Here is a 15,131-nt window from a genome sequence, read left to right on the forward strand (position 1 = left end):
TCAGAGGATAAATTGTACCGCGACGCGGTACCGGCGCGCGACGCCTTCGACCGTCTCGCGAAGATGCGGTTCGCAAGCGTACGTCTTCGTCGCGCCCTCGACGTAGACGAGCAAGACGAATTCCTCGATTTGCAGCAAGGCGGGAGCGAGCTCGGCTCCCGCCTCTTGCTCGTTCGGCACGCGGAAGAGGGCGACGCGATCGGCATACAGATACGCATTGCCGAATTTGCTCTCGAACCCGTATTCCGCCGCGGACGCCGGCAGCGCGGCGCCTTCCGGGAGGAGCCACAAGCGCATCGGCTCCCAGCCGACACGATATTTCTCCAGCACCTCCGCCGTCCGCCGCGCCGCCTCCGCGTCGTCGACGACGATTAACTCTTTATCCCGGTCGAACACTTCGACCGCATCGGCCAGCGCCTTCACGATTTGCGCGTAATAGCCTGCGCGCTTGCCCTCCGGCAAATCCATAAGCACGCCGAATTTCAACATGGCATCTCCGCTCCTTCTCCGCACGTCGCATTTCGATATATTCTAAGCCAGTCCGGCTTGTAACACAAATGAAATCCACGCCCGTTCCGAGATCTGGTAAGATGGAGGAGCAGGAGGGGAAACGCATTCATGCGCAAATGGTTCATTCTCGCGATGAGCGCCGTCGGCATGACGCTGTTTATGCTGGTCGGACTCGGCGACGTCACAAGAGAAGAAGTCCCCGATCCGTTCGGCGCGGCGGTAACGCCCGAGCCGGGACAAGCCGACGAAGCGGCGGTGCCCCTCGTCGCGCTGCGGGCCGTCGTCTCGACGGACGCCGATACGTTCGCGGCGATTCGCCGCGCGACGGAACGATTCGAGCGGGAGCGTCCCAATGTATCCGTGGACGTGATCAACGTCGACCCGGAAGCGCTTAGGGACGATTACCGAACGCAAACCGAAACGGGCGAAGCGCCCGATATTTTGTTGTACCCTGCGGAGTGGGTCCGGAACGAAGCGGCGGGCGGCCGCTTGCTGTCGTTGGACGATTACATAACGGCCGAACGCCAATCCCAATGGTTCGAGACGGTGCGCGGCGCCGCACGATGGAACGGCTATTTGTGGGGCGTGCCGGCAGATTGGGATCCCTATGTGTTCGTTTACCGCTCGGATGCGGCGTTCGCGCCGCAAGCGGAACGGCCGATGCGGGTGTCGGATTGGTTGAAGGCCGGAGGGATCGCGCTTACGGGAGATGCGGCGCAAGATGCCGGATACGCTTCGCGGCTGCTGCGCGGCGGGGCGGCGGCGCCGGCGCCCGCGAGCCCCGAAGAGGGGCAAGAACCCCCGGCGGAAGCGGCGGACGACGACGGGAACGCCGCTGACGCGGGCACGGCCGAAGCGGATCCGGGGGAAGGGGGCGGCGAAGCAGCCGCCGAGGCGACGGCGATATCCGAAGAGGCGCCTGCGGCGGAGGCGGAAGCCGAGGCGGAGGCGGAGGCGGATGGGAGCGAGCGCACAGCGGGACTGCCGGAAGCGCCGATCGTCGATTCGATCGCCGCGGTGTCGAGCGGGGAGGCGCCATGGGCGTTGGTGCGGCTGAGCGAAGCGTTCGAGACGTTATCCGGCGAGGAAGGGGGCGCGTGGTTGGCTGCCGCCTATGTGGCGGACGAAGGGGCGGCGCCGGGCGGGCTGCCGCCGTTCGCCGGCAGCAGCTACGTCGTATCGCCGTCGACGGCGCATCCGGCGGAGGCCGCCGAGTGGATTCGTTTCGTGACCGACCCGGCATCGTTCGAACGCGACGGGCGGGTCGGCGCCTACTTGCCCGTGACGCGCTCGTCGTTCGGTCTATCGGCGTCGCTCGCGGCGGGGACGCCCACCATGCTTGGCGGCGCAGGCGCTTGGACCGCTTCTCCGCTCCCGCTCGGGGGCGGTCTGGATGCGACAGAGGTGCGGTTCGCGCTTCGGCCTCTAATGAGGGCGATCGACGCCGCGCCGGCATCCTACGGGGCTCCGACCGCCGCGCCGGCGTATGCGGCCTTGCCGTAGAGCTACTGGCGCGAGGCGCCGATCGCAAAGCGCAGCTTGACGCGCAGTACGCCTTGTTCGTTGATCAGCTCGGAAACCTCGAGACCGGCGACGAGACGACCCGGCTCGAAGGAAAGATCGTATCGATCCTGCATGGCCGCTCGCGTCGGCTCCGGCAGCTCGTAGCCGTTGAAGCGCACGCTGTCGATCTGGAAGCGAAGCGCGTTCGCGGGTTCCTTTTCCAATATGTAAGCGCCTTGCAGCGTCGCCGTCTTCTCCTCGTAGGCGCCCGTTACCGTCAATCCGGATGGCGCAAAGCCGAAGCGGAACGTTTCGAAAATCGGATTGCGCTCCATAAGGAACGCATTGAACGCATCCTCGGTCAATCGAATTTCCATCGATCCGCCTTTTACCGAAATGAGCTCCGGGTCGGAGAGCAGCGCCGGCAAATCCGTCATGGCCGCGCCGAGCGCGGACAACACCTCCTCGAACAGAGGGATTCCTTCTTCCTCCCATTCGGTCGTCGCGGCCGCGATCGCCGCCAGCTGGGCTTCCCGTTCGGCTTCGTCCAACTCGGCCAGCCGCCGGTCCAGCTCGGCTTGCTCTTCGAGCAGTCGAACGCGCTGCCTCTCGTGCTCCGCGATGACGAAGTCGAGCCGTGCCTGACGGGACGTCAGCTCCGCGAGGAGCGACTGCCGCTCCCGGTACGCTTCCCGATACAGCTCCAACGTCCGAAAGTCGTTCGTGACGATCGCCTGCAAATAATCCAATACGGTCAGCGCCTCGCTCAGGGAGCTCATGCGAAACAGGAGCAGCCACATCCGATCGCGCTGACCCATGTAATACGATCGAAGCACGCGGCCCGCCGAAGCGGTCCGCTGATCGAGCGCGACCTGCTGACGGGCGATTTGTTGCCGTTGTTCCTCGATCGACGCGTCGACGTCGGCTTCCTCGGCTTGAAGCCGAAGCAACTCCTTATCCAGCTCGTAAATCGTCAACCCCTGCTGGACGAACGGCGAGCCGCCGTCCGTTACGGCTTCCGTCTCCTGTACGGCAGACGGCTCCTGCGTAGGTTCGCCGACGACCGGGCTCGCCCCGGCCGGGAACGAAAACAGCGTCGTCGCCGTTAACGCCGCCGCCGCGTACCCCGCGATCCATCTTCGCATCGTTGCTCACCGCCCGTCCGTGAAATAAAAGTTTCCTGCTTCGCCTTTGACGTTGGCGAGGTCCGCTATCGATCGCTTGGTTACGGCGCCGGCGTTTGCGCTTGCCCCGCTTTCAAGAAGGCGAGCACATGCTCGAGCGGCAAGACGTTCGACGGCGGCACGGCGTTCATCGCCGGGGCGCCGTTCGGTTCGGCCAGGCGCGCCGCGTAGGCGAGCCTGGCTTCGACGGCCGGCTCGGACGCCGGAGCGGCTTCGCTCGAGGACGCCTCGCCGTCTTGAGCGCGGACGAACGTCCAGTCGATCGATTGCTCGACGATGTAGCCCGCCTCGTCGAGGGCGATCCGAAGCACGCTTCCTTCTCCGACGCGGAGCGTCTCGTCCAGGAACGCGGCTTGGGACGCCCCGAGCCGATCGGGGAACGCGGACGACCACGCGGCGTAGCCGTCGCGGAAAGCGGAGGCGAGATGCTCGGCGTTATCGGGGGTCGCTTCGACGACGAAGACGTCCGGCAGGCGGTTCGCCGCCGCTTCGGCTTCGGCTGCCTCGACGCCGGTCTCGTCGCGGGTCCCTTCGCCTTCCGCCGGGGGAGCCGAGCCGTCGGCCGCGCGGACCCAAGCCGGATCGACGCGCTCGACGACGGCCTTCGCGAGCTCGTCGAAAGCGCCGGCGGCGCGGACGAGCGGCTCGATCGGGAGCGGTCCGTCGGCTTCGTTCGCCGACAGGTCGACGGAGAAGTACTCGTCCTGACGGTTCAGCGAAGGGATATGGACATAAAGCTTGTCGTCTTGGACAAGGAACGGCATGGAGGGAGCCGTCTCGGCTTCGCCGAGCCGCAGTTCGGCTTCAAGGCGCAGCGGCTCCCGGTACCAGACGCCGGACCAGGCGAGGCCGTCCGCCAACGTGGGCAGCACGCCGTTCGGAGCGTCGGCGGCCTTCGTAGGTTCCGATGCTTCATAAGAAAAATGTCCGTCGAATTTGAAATTGTCTAACGAGTCGTTCCGTTCATAAGCCTCGGCGATGCGCGCCTTCCATACGGCGCCCTCGGCGGCGTAATCGCGGACCGGCGCCGACTTGCAGCCGGCAAGCAGCGAGAGCGAGAGCGCGGTAAGGACGGCGGCGCGAAGCAACGGATGTTGTCTCGAATTCGTAGGGTACGCCATGAACGTGTGACTCCTTCCTGAAAGCCTAGTATTATTATAACGACGGAGCCGCCGTTTGTCTGTACGGCGGCGATGCGAATGGTTGGCAATCGCGAGAGGGGCGGAAGACGTTGACGGAAGTTCGCAATCGGGCGGTCGAAGCCGCCGTGGCTCGAAGGCTGCGCGAGCGGGGCGGTCGCATGACGTTCGCCGCGTATATGCAATTATGTTTATACGAGCCTGGCATCGGTTATTACCAACGCGGCGAGACGAAGCTCGGCAAAGCCGGGGACTTTTACACAAGCGCGCATATCGGCAACGTGATGGGCGGATGCATCGCCTCCCGGCTGGACGCCGCGGCGCGAAGAACGGCGCCGGCCGGCGAGCGGATCGCGATCGTCGAGTGGGGCGGGGGCGACGGGAGGCTGGCGTGCGCCGTGCTGGACGAGCTGCGCCAAGCGTTCCCGGATACGTATGCCCGAATGGCGTTCCTGGCGGTCGAGGGCAGCCCGCACCACCGGCGCCTGCAACGGGAACGGCTGGCCTCGCATGCGGAACGGATCGCGGGCGTGTGCGACCCGGGCGACGCGCAGGTCGAACGGACGCTGCGGGAGGAGACGACGCTCCTGTTCGCGAACGAGCTGCTGGACGCGTTCCCGGTGCACCGAATCGTTCGCCTTGGCGGCGAGTGGTACGAAATATACGTCGAACGGGACGAAGCGAGCGGCGCGCTGCGCGAAGCGGTCGGCCCGATCGAGGACGAGGCGGTCGCGGAACGGCTGACGTCGGCACGAATCGAGGCGGCCGAGGGGCAGCGTCTCGAGGTCGGGCTGGCCGGCTTGCGCTGGCTCGAGCGTCTCGGCGCGACTATGCGCCGGGGCTTTGCGCTGCTGGCCGATTACGGCGACGTCTCCGCGGAGCTGTACGGACCGCATCGGATGGCCGGGACGCTCCTAACGTACCGCGGCCATACGGCGAGCGACGATGCGCTCCAGCGGCCCGGCGCCCAGGACATCACCGCTCACGTCAACTTCGAGTGGTGCGCGGAAGCGGCCGAAGCGGCCGGATTCGCCGATGTCCGCGTCGTGACGCAAAAGCAGTTCCTCGTCGACGAAGGCGTCCTGAACAAGCTGCAAAATCACGCCGGTCGCGATCCGTTCTCTCCGGAGGCGCGCGCGAATCGGGCCATTCGGCAGCTGTTGATCAGCGACGGCATGAGCGAGCTGTTCAAGGTCATGACGATGGAAAAGACGGACGGCGCTCCCGCATAAGGAACCGACGCCGAGCGACGAGAAAGGGCTGCCGAGGAACGTCCTCGGCAGCCCTTTGTTTCCGAAAATCGAATTTAGAACGTCTCCAGTTTGAAGAAGGACCAATACGTGAATCCTGTGAACGACAGGATCATGTACCCCCAGAACAGGAGTATGTAGGTCCGTTCGGACAAATTCATGTAACCCAAAACGACGAAGGCGGCCGTCTGAAAAAAGAACAGCAACGCCATCGCGTACATATCGCCCGCTAACGCCATCAAGCCGATGACGAGAGTCCAGAAGCCGAGAACTCGAAACATGCGCGGCATGACGCTCCCCCTCTCTACATTGCAGTCGTAAAAAATCATCTAATGGTCATTATATCCGTTTCGCACATCCGTGTAAACGACGCATCCGTGACAGAAACGGAAACTTTTCAGATAGGACCAAAGACGTATGTCGAGCCGTTTTTTTGGACATACAAAATAGTATGAAATAGATTCTATGAACTCTACTATGGGCATAGAGATAAATTGTGCATCTATACCCGAAACATTGGTTAGGAGGTTTACGGATCATGTCGGCAGTTCGACAAGACGCATGGAGTCCGGAGGACGATTTAATGTTGGCGGAGGTCACCCTCCGGCATATACGGGAGGGCAGCACGCAGCTGCTCGCGTTCGAGGAGGTCGGGGAGCGTATCGGGCGTACGGCAGCCGCTTGCGGGTTCCGGTGGAACTCTTGCGTGCGGAAAAAATACGAAGCCGCGATCCAAATCGCCAAGGCGCAGCGACAAAAGCGGAGCTCTCGCAAACACGCGATGTCGGAGGAAGCGAGAACGGCGAGCGTTGCGACCGCGGACGTCGACAGCGGGACTCGTTACGAGAGCGGCGCGGAGGAGGCGATTTCGTTCGACGGCATCATTCGCTTCCTGCGGCAGTGGAAGGGTACGCAGACGGAGCTTAACCGCCAGATTCGCCAGCTCGAGAAGGAGCTTCGCGAGAAGGACGAGGAGCTGGCGCGGCTTCGGGAAGAAAATGAGAGACTATCGAGCGAAGTGAATCACGTGCAGACGGATTATCGGACGGTGAACGACGATTACAAGGCGTTGATTCAAATTATGGATCGAGCCCGGAAGATGGCGTTCCTCGTCGAGGACGAGGAAGAGTTAAAGTCTCGCTTTAAGATGGATGCGAACGGAAATCTCGAACGAATCGAATAGAAATGCGATGCAACAGGATCCCGGCCCTATTCTCATAGAAAATGGCTAGGGATCTTTTGTTTGAAAACGACCTCATGGTATAATATGACACAATATATGCTCGTTCCCGATCGGCGCAGCCGCGGAACGGAAGGCAGGTGTCGAACGTTGGGGGACTTCGTGTCATGGGTCATAGACGCGGTCATACGGATTTACGCGATTTTGGCGATCGCTCCATTCCTGCCGTTCGCGCTGGTGTGGGGCGGGGTATACGTATATAGGAAGGAAAAGAAACTCGCGACGAAGCGTGCGATGGACGTCACGACCTTCGCGCTCATCGGCATCGTCGCCGCCCTTTATAACCAATTGTTCCAATCGACGTTCGGATTGTATCTGTTGTTGTTGATGTTTCTTCTGGGCTTTGGGGTGCTCGGCAACCTGCAGCAGCGTGCGAAGGGGGCGTTCGACGTCAAACGGACGCTTCGGGCGGTATGGCGCATCGGGTTTCTAGGACTCTCCGCCGCGTATATTTTGCTGATGGCGGTCGGGATCACGAAAAATTTATGGTGAGCGGGGGATGGGCGTGGCGGTACATAACTTAATGGAAGAGATCGTCGCCAAAGTATTGAAGGAGATGATTACGGCCATGCCGGAGCTTGAGAAGCTCGAGCCGATCCATCGGGACGATATGATGGCGATCGCGCTGAACAAGCTGCCGCCGCGATATACGACGACGACGCGCGGCGAGGTCATCGTAAAGTCGCAGGTCCGCGCCCAGCTCGAGAGCGATGTATACCGCGAATTAAGCGAGGCATACAAGATTGTCACGAAATCGCCAAGATAACGAAAGATCGCTAACGACATCGCCCGCAGCTTGCGGTCGATTTTTTTTGTAAAATTTGAAAGCGTTTGCTTGCCTTTTTCCCTGCGTTTATTTAAACTACGGTTAATAGCGTTGCGGGCCCGGGTCAAGCGGCTTGAACGGAAATCTCACCGAATGGAATATTTATGTTACATAAGTGTGAGATTGATTTACAAACTTGGAAAATTCATTATTGACCTTTTTGACCGGTGGTTGTATATTATGTTGCAGGTAGTTTACTACTAATTTTTTTGAGGAGGAAAAGCCTAATGTCGAAGGGGATCAAACGCGGCACGCTGGCGATCTTGGCCATCGTACTAATGATGGGCACGGTGCTGGCGGCTTGCGGAAGCAGCTCCGGGGGCGAGACGACGAACACGCCGTCCACGAGCGAAGGCAGCAAGAACACGGAGGGCAACAACGCTACGGCGGATGAGCCTGCAGCAGGAGGAAAAGCGGACAACCAGGTGTTCCGCATGAATATCTCGACGGAGCCGCCTTCTTTGGATCCGGCGCAGGCGCAAGACCAAACTTCCTTCACGGTCATGATCGGTCTTTATGAAGGGTTGACTCGCATGAACGCGGCGGGCGAAGCGGAGCCGGCGGTCGCCGAATCCTGGACGACTTCCGATGACGGCAAGACGTGGACGTTCAAGCTTCGCCAAGACGCGAAGTGGAGCAACGGCGATCCGGTGACGGCGCATGATTTCGAGTATTCTTGGAAGCGGACGCTCGATCCGAACCTGAATCCGCCGGCGCCTTACGCTTATCAGTTGTACTACATCGAAAACGCGGCGGAGTACAACACGCCGGACAGCGGCCTAACGGCCGACCAAGTCGGCGTCAAAGCGCTTGACGACTACACGCTTGAAGTAAAGCTCGTGAACCCGACGCCTTATTTCCTGAGCCTGACGTCCTTCTTCACGTACTATCCGGTGCATAAGGCTACGGTCGAAGGCGACCCGGCATGGGCGACGGAAGCGGCGAAATTCGTCGGCAACGGTCCGTTCAACCTGACGGAGTGGACGCACAACGACTCCATCAAGCTGACGAAGAGCGACACGTACTTCGACAAAGACGCAGTCAACTTCTCGGAAGTTTCGATGGCGATGATTGCCGAGCCGCAAACCGAGCTTAACCTGTACAACACGGGCGAACTCGACTGGGCAGGCGGTCCGAACGGCGAAATTCCGACGGAGCAAATTCCGGTGCTGAAGAACGATCCGGAAGCGAACTTGATCATCCAAGGTATCGCGTCCACGTACTACTATAACTTCAACAACAAGAAAAAGCCTTTCGACAACGCGAAAGTGCGCAAGGCGCTGACGATGGCGGTAAACCGTCAATTGCTGATCGACAAGGTTACGCTCGGCAACCAAGCGCCGGCATACGGCTTCGTAGCCGCGGGCATCAAAGGCGAGAAAGCGACGTTCCGCGAGGAAGTCGACCATACGCAATATTTTAAAGAAGATTTGGAAGAAGCAAAGAAGCTGTGGGCGGAAGGCATCGCGGAAGCGGGTTGGGACCCGGCAACGGGCTTCACGCTGCTTCATAACACGAGCGAAGGCCACAAGAAGATCGCTACGGCCGTCGCCGACATGTGGAAATCGACGTTCGGCGTTAATGTCAAGATCGAAGAGCAAGAATGGGCCGTATTCCTCCAAAACCGCACGGCGCTCAACTATGACGTCGCACGTGCAGGCTGGGGAGCGGACTACAACGATCCGATGACGTTCATCGACATGTTCACGTCGACGTCCGGCAACAACGACCTCGGGTTCAACAACGCGCAGTACGATCAACTCGTCAAAGACGCATACGCGACGCAAGACAACGCGGAGCGCATGAAGCTGATGGCGCAAGCCGAGAAAATTTTGATCGGCGATGAGATGGCGCTCCTCCCGCTGTACTACTACACGCGGATTTGGATGAACAAGCCGTACGTGAAAGACGTCGTCATCGACTACTCCGGCAACATGGATTATACTCGCGGGTATATCGAGGCTCACTAATCGGCAAGTAAGCTTGTAACGCTTTTCGGAATTGGGGTATATATAGCGTCCCTATATATGCCCCTTTTTCTGCGTGGATAGGCACTTCTATGAAATCGATCACTCCGGCGCGCTTGGCAACATTTTAAAATAGAAAGAATGGTTGCCGCCGTTTACAATATTAGAATAGAATTCTGTCGAGGAAGAGGTGTTTCGCGCTTGCTACGTTTCCTGCTACAAAAACTGATCTTCACGCTCGCCTCGCTCTACGTACTCGCTACGGCTACGTTCGTGCTGATGAAGCTCATTCCCGGCAATCCGTTCTTGTCGGAAAAGACGCCGAAGGCGATTCAAGAACGCATCATGGCGCATTACGGGCTCGATCGCCCGATTTGGGAGCAATACTTGACGTATATGGGCAAGCTGTTCAGCGGAGATCTGGGCATTTCGATGAAATACCAATACCGTTCGGTCGCGACGATGATTAACGAATCGTTTTATTTGTCCGCCCAGCTTGGGATCGTATCGATTATCGCGTCCGTCATGTTCGGCGTCGGCATGGGCGTCCTCGCCGCGCTGTATCACCGCAAGCTGCTCGACAATTTGACGATGGTGCTGGCGGTGCTCGGCGTGTCGATTCCGAGCTTCGTCTTGGCGCCGCTGCTGCAATATTATTTTTCGGCGGAGCTGCGGTGGTTCCCGGTCACTGGATTGAAGTCGCCGCTGCATTACGTGCTGCCGACGATCGCGCTCAGCGCGTTGTCCGTCGCCTTCATCGCGAGATTGACCCGTTCGACGATGGTCGAGGTGCTGAACTCCGATTACATTCGGACCGCGCGTTCGAAGGGCTTGTCCTCGTTCGTCGTCACGACCCGCCACGCGCTTCGCAACGCGCTGCTGCCGGTCGTCACCTACATCGGCCCGCTCACCGCGAACGTTATTACCGGCTCGATCGTCATCGAGCAAGTATTCGGCATCGCCGGCATCGGCGAGCATTTCGTCACAAGCATCAACAACCGCGATTATACGCTCATTATGGGCCTTACGATTTTTTACGGCATTATTTTGATGGTATGCAGATTTTTAACGGATATCGCTTATGTGTTGGTCGACCCGCGCATTAAGCTTTCCGGCGGAAAGGGAGGTTGACCGACATGACGCAATTGAAGCCTTCCGATTTGAAGCCGGAGCTGTTCCGGAAAATTACGAAGGACGAGGCCAAGGCGGAGAAAATCGAGCGCGAAAGCTTGTCCGCCTGGGCCGATATTTGGTATCGATTCCGGAAAAATTCGTTCGCGATGGCCGGTTTGTATATTATCGTCGTCATGACGCTGTTCGCGTTGTTCGGCCCGATGATCGTGCCGTGGGACGCGACCGTGAACGACCTGTTCGCGACGAACGAACCGCCGAATCTTTCGAGCTGGAACGCGCATTGGTTCGGAACGGACGACTTCGGGCGGGACCTGTTCGCGCGGACGTGGGAAGGCGCGAAGGTGTCGCTGCTCGTCGGCCTGTGCGTCGCGCTCGTCGACCTGTTGATCGGCGTCGTCTACGGCGCGATTATGGGATACGTCGGCGGCCGCGTCGACGAGGTCATGAACAAGACGGCGGAAATTTTGTACGCCATCCCGAACCTGCTCGTATCGATCCTGCTTGTCGTCGTGTTCGAGCCGAGCATCCTCGTTATTATTTTGGCGCTCTCGATTACGGGCTGGATCAACATGGCCTGGATCGTGCGCGGCCAAATCATACAATTAAAGAATCAGGAGTACGTGCTCGCTTCCCGATCGCTCGGCGCAAGCATGTGGCGCATTATGTTCCGCCATCTCGTGCCGAACGCGATGGGGCCGATCATCGTTACGTTGACGCTGACGATTCCCGGCGCGATTTTCGCGGAAGCGTTCCTCAGCTACCTTGGCTTAGGCGTGCAAGTGCCGAACGCATCGTGGGGCACGATGATCGACGATTCGCTCGCGGTCATTCAAATTTATCCGTGGCGCTTCTTGTTCCCTGCGTTCTGCTTGTCGCTCACGATGCTCGCCTTTAACGTCATGGGCGACGGTCTGCGGGATGCATTCGATCCGAAAATGAAAAAGTAGGAGGTGACCGACGATGTCGGAAACGATTTTGGAAGTAAAGGATTTGCAAGTCTCCTTCAACGTCCGCGGCGGCGAGGTGCAGGCGGTGCGCGGCGTCAGCTTCGACGTGAAGAAGGGCGAGGCCGTCGCGATCGTCGGCGAATCGGGCTGCGGCAAGAGCGTGACCGCGCAGACGATTATGCGCCTCATCCCGAATCCTCCGGGCGTGATTAAGAACGGCTCCATCCGATTCAAAGGCGAAGAACTCACCAAGAAGTCGGAAAAGGAAATGGAAGCCGTGCGCGGCAAAGATATCGGCATGATTTTCCAAGACCCGATGACGTCGCTCAACCCGACGTTGACGATCGGACGGCAAATTACCGAAGGTCTGATCAAGCATCAGAAGATGTCGAGGAACGCAGCGAAGGAGCGGGCGATCGAAATTTTGAAGCTCGTCGGCATCCCGAACCCGGAGGCTCGCTTCGCGCAGTACCCGCACGAATTTTCCGGCGGGATGCGCCAGCGGGCGATGATCGCGATCGCGCTGGCGTGCAACCCGGCGCTGCTCATCGCGGACGAGCCGACGACGGCGCTCGACGTGACGATCCAAGCGCAAATTTTGACGCTGATGAAGGATTTGCAGACGCGCCTCGGCACGTCGATCATTCTGATCACGCACGATCTCGGCGTCGTGGCCGACATGTGCGACCGCGTCATCGTCATGTACGCGGGCAAGGTCGTGGAGACGGGCACGAAGTGGGAAGTGTTTAAAAATCCGAAGCATCCGTACACGAGAGGCTTGCTGCGGTCGGTGCCGCGCCTCGACCAGAAGAAGGACGAGGAGCTGATTCCGATCATCGGCACGCCGCCGGATTTGATTAAGCCGCCGGCGGGCTGCGGCTTCTGCGCGCGCTGCGACGAGGCGATGGAGATTTGCCAGACGCGGGACGTCGACATGACGGAGATCAGCCCGAGCCATAAAGCGGCATGCTGGCTGCTCCATCCGATGGCGCCGAGCGCGCAGGTGGCGGCAGGGAAGGAGGGGGCGCAATGAGCTCCAATTTGCTCGAAGTCAGCAATTTGACGAAGTATTTCAATGTCGGCGGAGGCAACACTCTCAAAGCCGTGAACGATATCAGCTTCTCGCTGCGCAAGGGCGAGACGCTCGGGCTCGTCGGCGAATCCGGCTGCGGGAAGTCGACGGCCGGCCGAACGATCCTCCGGCTGTACGAGCCGACGAAGGGCGAGGTGAAGTTCGAGGGGACGAACATCTACTCGCTGCGCGGCTCGAAGATGAAGGCGCTGCGCCGGAACATGCAGATGATTTTCCAGGACCCTTACGCCTCGCTGAATCCCCGCATGACGGTGACCGACATTATCGGGGAAGCGCTCGACGTGCATCGTCTCGTCGGCAGCCGAGGCGAACGGAAGAAGCGGGTCGAAGAGCTGCTCGACCTCGTCGGGCTCAACCCCGACCACGCGACGCGGTATCCGCACGAATTTTCCGGCGGCCAGCGCCAGCGGATCGGCATCGCCCGGGCGCTCGCGGTCGATCCGAAATTTATCGTCTGCGACGAGCCGATTTCCGCGTTGGACGTTTCGATTCAAGCCCAGGTCGTTAACTTGCTGATGAAGCTTCAAAAGCAATTCGGCCTGACGTATTTGTTCATCGCGCACGACCTTGCGATGGTAAAGCATATCAGCGACCGCGTCGCGGTCATGTATCTCGGGAAGATGGTGGAATTGACGACGTCGGAGGAGCTGTACGCGAACCCGCTGCATCCGTACACGAAGGCGCTGCTTTCCGCGATTCCGATCCCCGACCCGGAAATCGAGGCGACGCGCGAGCGCATCGTGCTCAAGGGCGACATCCCGTCGCCGATTCATCCGCCGAGCGGCTGCCATTTCCGAACGCGCTGCCCCGCGGCGACGGAGAAGTGCGCCAAGGAAGAGCCGAAATTCGTCGAGACGAAGCCGGGCCATTGGGCGGCTTGCCATTACGTGTAACGTTCGGCCGCCGAAGGCCGCGTCCGGTGCGACATGCACCCGAGACGCGGCCTTTCGTCGTTCTCTCGGGAGGCTGCCTTTTGACGAGAGCGCCCCTCAGGGGTAAAATGAAAGTCACGAGCACGAGAGAGGGGTATCCGATGCGGTTTGAGACGTACGACCATATAAGCATGCACCCGATCGCCGCGGATTACGCCGCCGGCAAGCCGGCGGCGACGTCCCGCTTCGACGCGCCGAGCCCGTACGCCGAGCCGGACCGGGCTTGGACGGAACGGGCCGCCGCGGTCGACCGGGCTCGGTCGGGCGGCGGGCTCGCCGCGAGCCGCGAGGCGGTCGCATCGGCGGTAATTCGGTACAATCGCGAGCATAATCCGGTACCGGAGGCGCTCGCGGCCGCGGAACGGCTGCGGGATCCGGAGGCGCTCGTCGTCGTCGGCGGGCAGCAAGCGGGGCTGTTTACGGGACCGATGCTTGTCGTTTATAAAGCGATGACGATTTTGCGCACGGCCCGCGAAGCCGAGAAGCGGCTCGGCCGTCCGGTCGTGCCGGTGTTTTGGATCGCCGGCGAGGACCACGATTGGGACGAAGCGAACCATACATACGCCGTCACCCCGCAGCTGGAGCTTCGCAAGATCGCGATCGCGCATCCGACGGGCGAGGGGCGGACGGCGGTCAGCCGTACGCCGGTCGGTCCGGAGGCGTGGGCGGGGGCGATCGAGGCGCTCGCGGAGACGATGCTGGACACCGAGTTCAAACCGGGCGTCCTGGATGCGCTCCGGCGCGTCGCCGACGCGTCCGCGAATTTGTCGGAGGCGTTCGCGAAGACGATGTCTCTCTTATTCGGCAAGCACGGCCTCGTGTTGATCGACGCGGACAACCCGGCGCTGCGCGAAGCGGAAGCGCCGATGTTCCGCGCGCTGCTGGAGCGCCGCGAGGCGTTGTCCGCCGCGCTTCGAGAAGGCGAACGGTCGGTGTCGGCGGCGGGATACCCGCTGCAGGCCGAATCCGCGGCCGACGGCTTCAACTTGTTTCTGTTCGACGGGGGCGAGCGGAAGCTGTTGTTCCTCGACGAGCGCGGCGCCGGCGCGGTCGACCGCAAGGGCACGGTGCGGTTGACGCGCGAGGAGCTGCTTCGCCGCGCGGAGGACGCTCCCGGGGACTTCAGCAATAACGCGCTGACGCGTCCGCTCATGCAAGAGTATGTGTTCCCGACGCTCGCGACCGTACTCGGGCCGAGCGAAATCGCGTATTGGAGCACGCTCAAGGAGGCGTTCGCGCTGCTCGGCTTCTCGACGCCGATCGTCGTCCCGCGGCAGCAGTTCACCTTGCTGGAAGGCACCGTGCAAAAGCAGATGGACAAGTTCGGGCTGACGTTCGACGATGCGTTGCAGCGTCTCGCGCAGCGGCGCGACGCGTGGCTCGCCTCGCAGGACGAGCTGGGCCTC

General features: G+C 60.8%; 15 protein-coding genes. 11 read left to right on the forward strand and 4 right to left on the reverse strand.

Annotated features, from left to right (window positions below):
- A complete protein-coding gene (locus VEZ38_RS05295; protein WP_324892302.1) occupies nucleotides 1-489 on the reverse strand; it encodes a hypothetical protein in 489 nt (162 codons plus the stop codon).
- Nucleotides 490-618: 129 nt separating this feature from the next.
- On the opposite strand from VEZ38_RS05295, the gene VEZ38_RS05300 reads away from it, so the two are divergent.
- The gene (locus VEZ38_RS05300; RefSeq protein WP_324892303.1) at nucleotides 619-2,013 is read left to right on the forward strand and encodes an extracellular solute-binding protein; all 1,395 of its coding nucleotides are present in this window, start codon (nucleotides 619-621) and stop codon (nucleotides 2,011-2,013) included.
- A gap of 2 nt (nucleotides 2,014-2,015) precedes the next feature.
- Here the strand turns inward: VEZ38_RS05300 and VEZ38_RS05305 are convergent, their stop codons facing one another.
- Complete coding sequence (locus VEZ38_RS05305) at nucleotides 2,016-3,158, reverse strand: hypothetical protein (protein ID WP_324892304.1); 1,143 nt, start codon at nucleotides 3,156-3,158, stop codon at nucleotides 2,016-2,018.
- A gap of 80 nt (nucleotides 3,159-3,238) precedes the next feature.
- The gene (locus VEZ38_RS05310; protein WP_324892305.1) at nucleotides 3,239-4,318 is read right to left on the reverse strand and encodes a hypothetical protein; all 1,080 of its coding nucleotides are present in this window, start codon (nucleotides 4,316-4,318) and stop codon (nucleotides 3,239-3,241) included.
- Nucleotides 4,319-4,428: 110 nt separating this feature from the next.
- Here VEZ38_RS05310 and VEZ38_RS05315 point away from each other — a divergent pair, with 110 nt between their 5' ends.
- Complete coding sequence (locus tag VEZ38_RS05315) at nucleotides 4,429-5,568, forward strand: class I SAM-dependent methyltransferase (RefSeq protein ID WP_324892306.1); 1,140 nt, start codon at nucleotides 4,429-4,431, stop codon at nucleotides 5,566-5,568.
- A 74-nt stretch (nucleotides 5,569-5,642) separates the two neighbouring features.
- Here the strand turns inward: VEZ38_RS05315 and VEZ38_RS05320 are convergent, their stop codons facing one another.
- Complete coding sequence (locus VEZ38_RS05320; RefSeq protein ID WP_324892307.1) at nucleotides 5,643-5,876, reverse strand: DUF2626 domain-containing protein; 234 nt, start codon at nucleotides 5,874-5,876, stop codon at nucleotides 5,643-5,645.
- Nucleotides 5,877-6,124: 248 nt separating this feature from the next.
- Between VEZ38_RS05320 and VEZ38_RS05325 the strand changes: the two genes are divergently transcribed.
- The 9 genes from VEZ38_RS05325 to bshC all read left to right on the forward strand — a co-directional run.
- Nucleotides 6,125-6,769 (forward strand): RsfA family transcriptional regulator, encoded by a 645-nt coding sequence (locus VEZ38_RS05325; RefSeq protein WP_324892308.1) that lies wholly within the window; start codon nucleotides 6,125-6,127, stop codon nucleotides 6,767-6,769.
- A 159-nt stretch (nucleotides 6,770-6,928) separates the two neighbouring features.
- Entirely contained in the window at nucleotides 6,929-7,318 is a 390-nt protein-coding gene (locus tag VEZ38_RS05330) for a DUF3397 domain-containing protein (RefSeq protein WP_324892309.1), read from the forward strand.
- Between the two features lie 13 nt (nucleotides 7,319-7,331).
- Nucleotides 7,332-7,592, forward strand: a complete 261-nt coding sequence (locus tag VEZ38_RS05335; protein WP_324892310.1) for a late competence development ComFB family protein — start codon at nucleotides 7,332-7,334, stop codon at nucleotides 7,590-7,592.
- 287 nt (nucleotides 7,593-7,879) lie between these two features.
- Entirely contained in the window at nucleotides 7,880-9,622 is a 1,743-nt protein-coding gene (locus tag VEZ38_RS05340; RefSeq protein WP_324892311.1) for a peptide ABC transporter substrate-binding protein, read from the forward strand.
- Nucleotides 9,623-9,820: 198 nt separating this feature from the next.
- Entirely contained in the window at nucleotides 9,821-10,750 is a 930-nt protein-coding gene (locus VEZ38_RS05345) for an ABC transporter permease (RefSeq protein WP_324892312.1), read from the forward strand.
- A gap of 5 nt (nucleotides 10,751-10,755) precedes the next feature.
- Complete coding sequence (locus VEZ38_RS05350) at nucleotides 10,756-11,700, forward strand: ABC transporter permease (protein WP_324892313.1); 945 nt, start codon at nucleotides 10,756-10,758, stop codon at nucleotides 11,698-11,700.
- A gap of 13 nt (nucleotides 11,701-11,713) precedes the next feature.
- Complete coding sequence (locus VEZ38_RS05355; RefSeq protein ID WP_324892314.1) at nucleotides 11,714-12,733, forward strand: ABC transporter ATP-binding protein; 1,020 nt, start codon at nucleotides 11,714-11,716, stop codon at nucleotides 12,731-12,733.
- On the forward strand, nucleotides 12,730-13,686 hold the full coding sequence (locus VEZ38_RS05360) for an oligopeptide/dipeptide ABC transporter ATP-binding protein (protein WP_324892315.1): 957 nt from the start codon (nucleotides 12,730-12,732) through the stop codon (nucleotides 13,684-13,686). Before VEZ38_RS05355 ends, VEZ38_RS05360 begins: the two co-directional genes overlap by 4 nt.
- 140 nt (nucleotides 13,687-13,826) lie before the next feature.
- The coding region (gene bshC / locus VEZ38_RS05365; RefSeq protein ID WP_324892316.1) for a bacillithiol biosynthesis cysteine-adding enzyme BshC at nucleotides 13,827-15,131 on the forward strand (1,305 nt) is incomplete at its 3' end.

The sequence above is a fragment of the Paenibacillus sp. genome (assembly GCF_035645235.1).
GTDB lineage: Bacteria > Bacillota > Bacilli > Paenibacillales > YIM-B00363 > Paenibacillus_AE.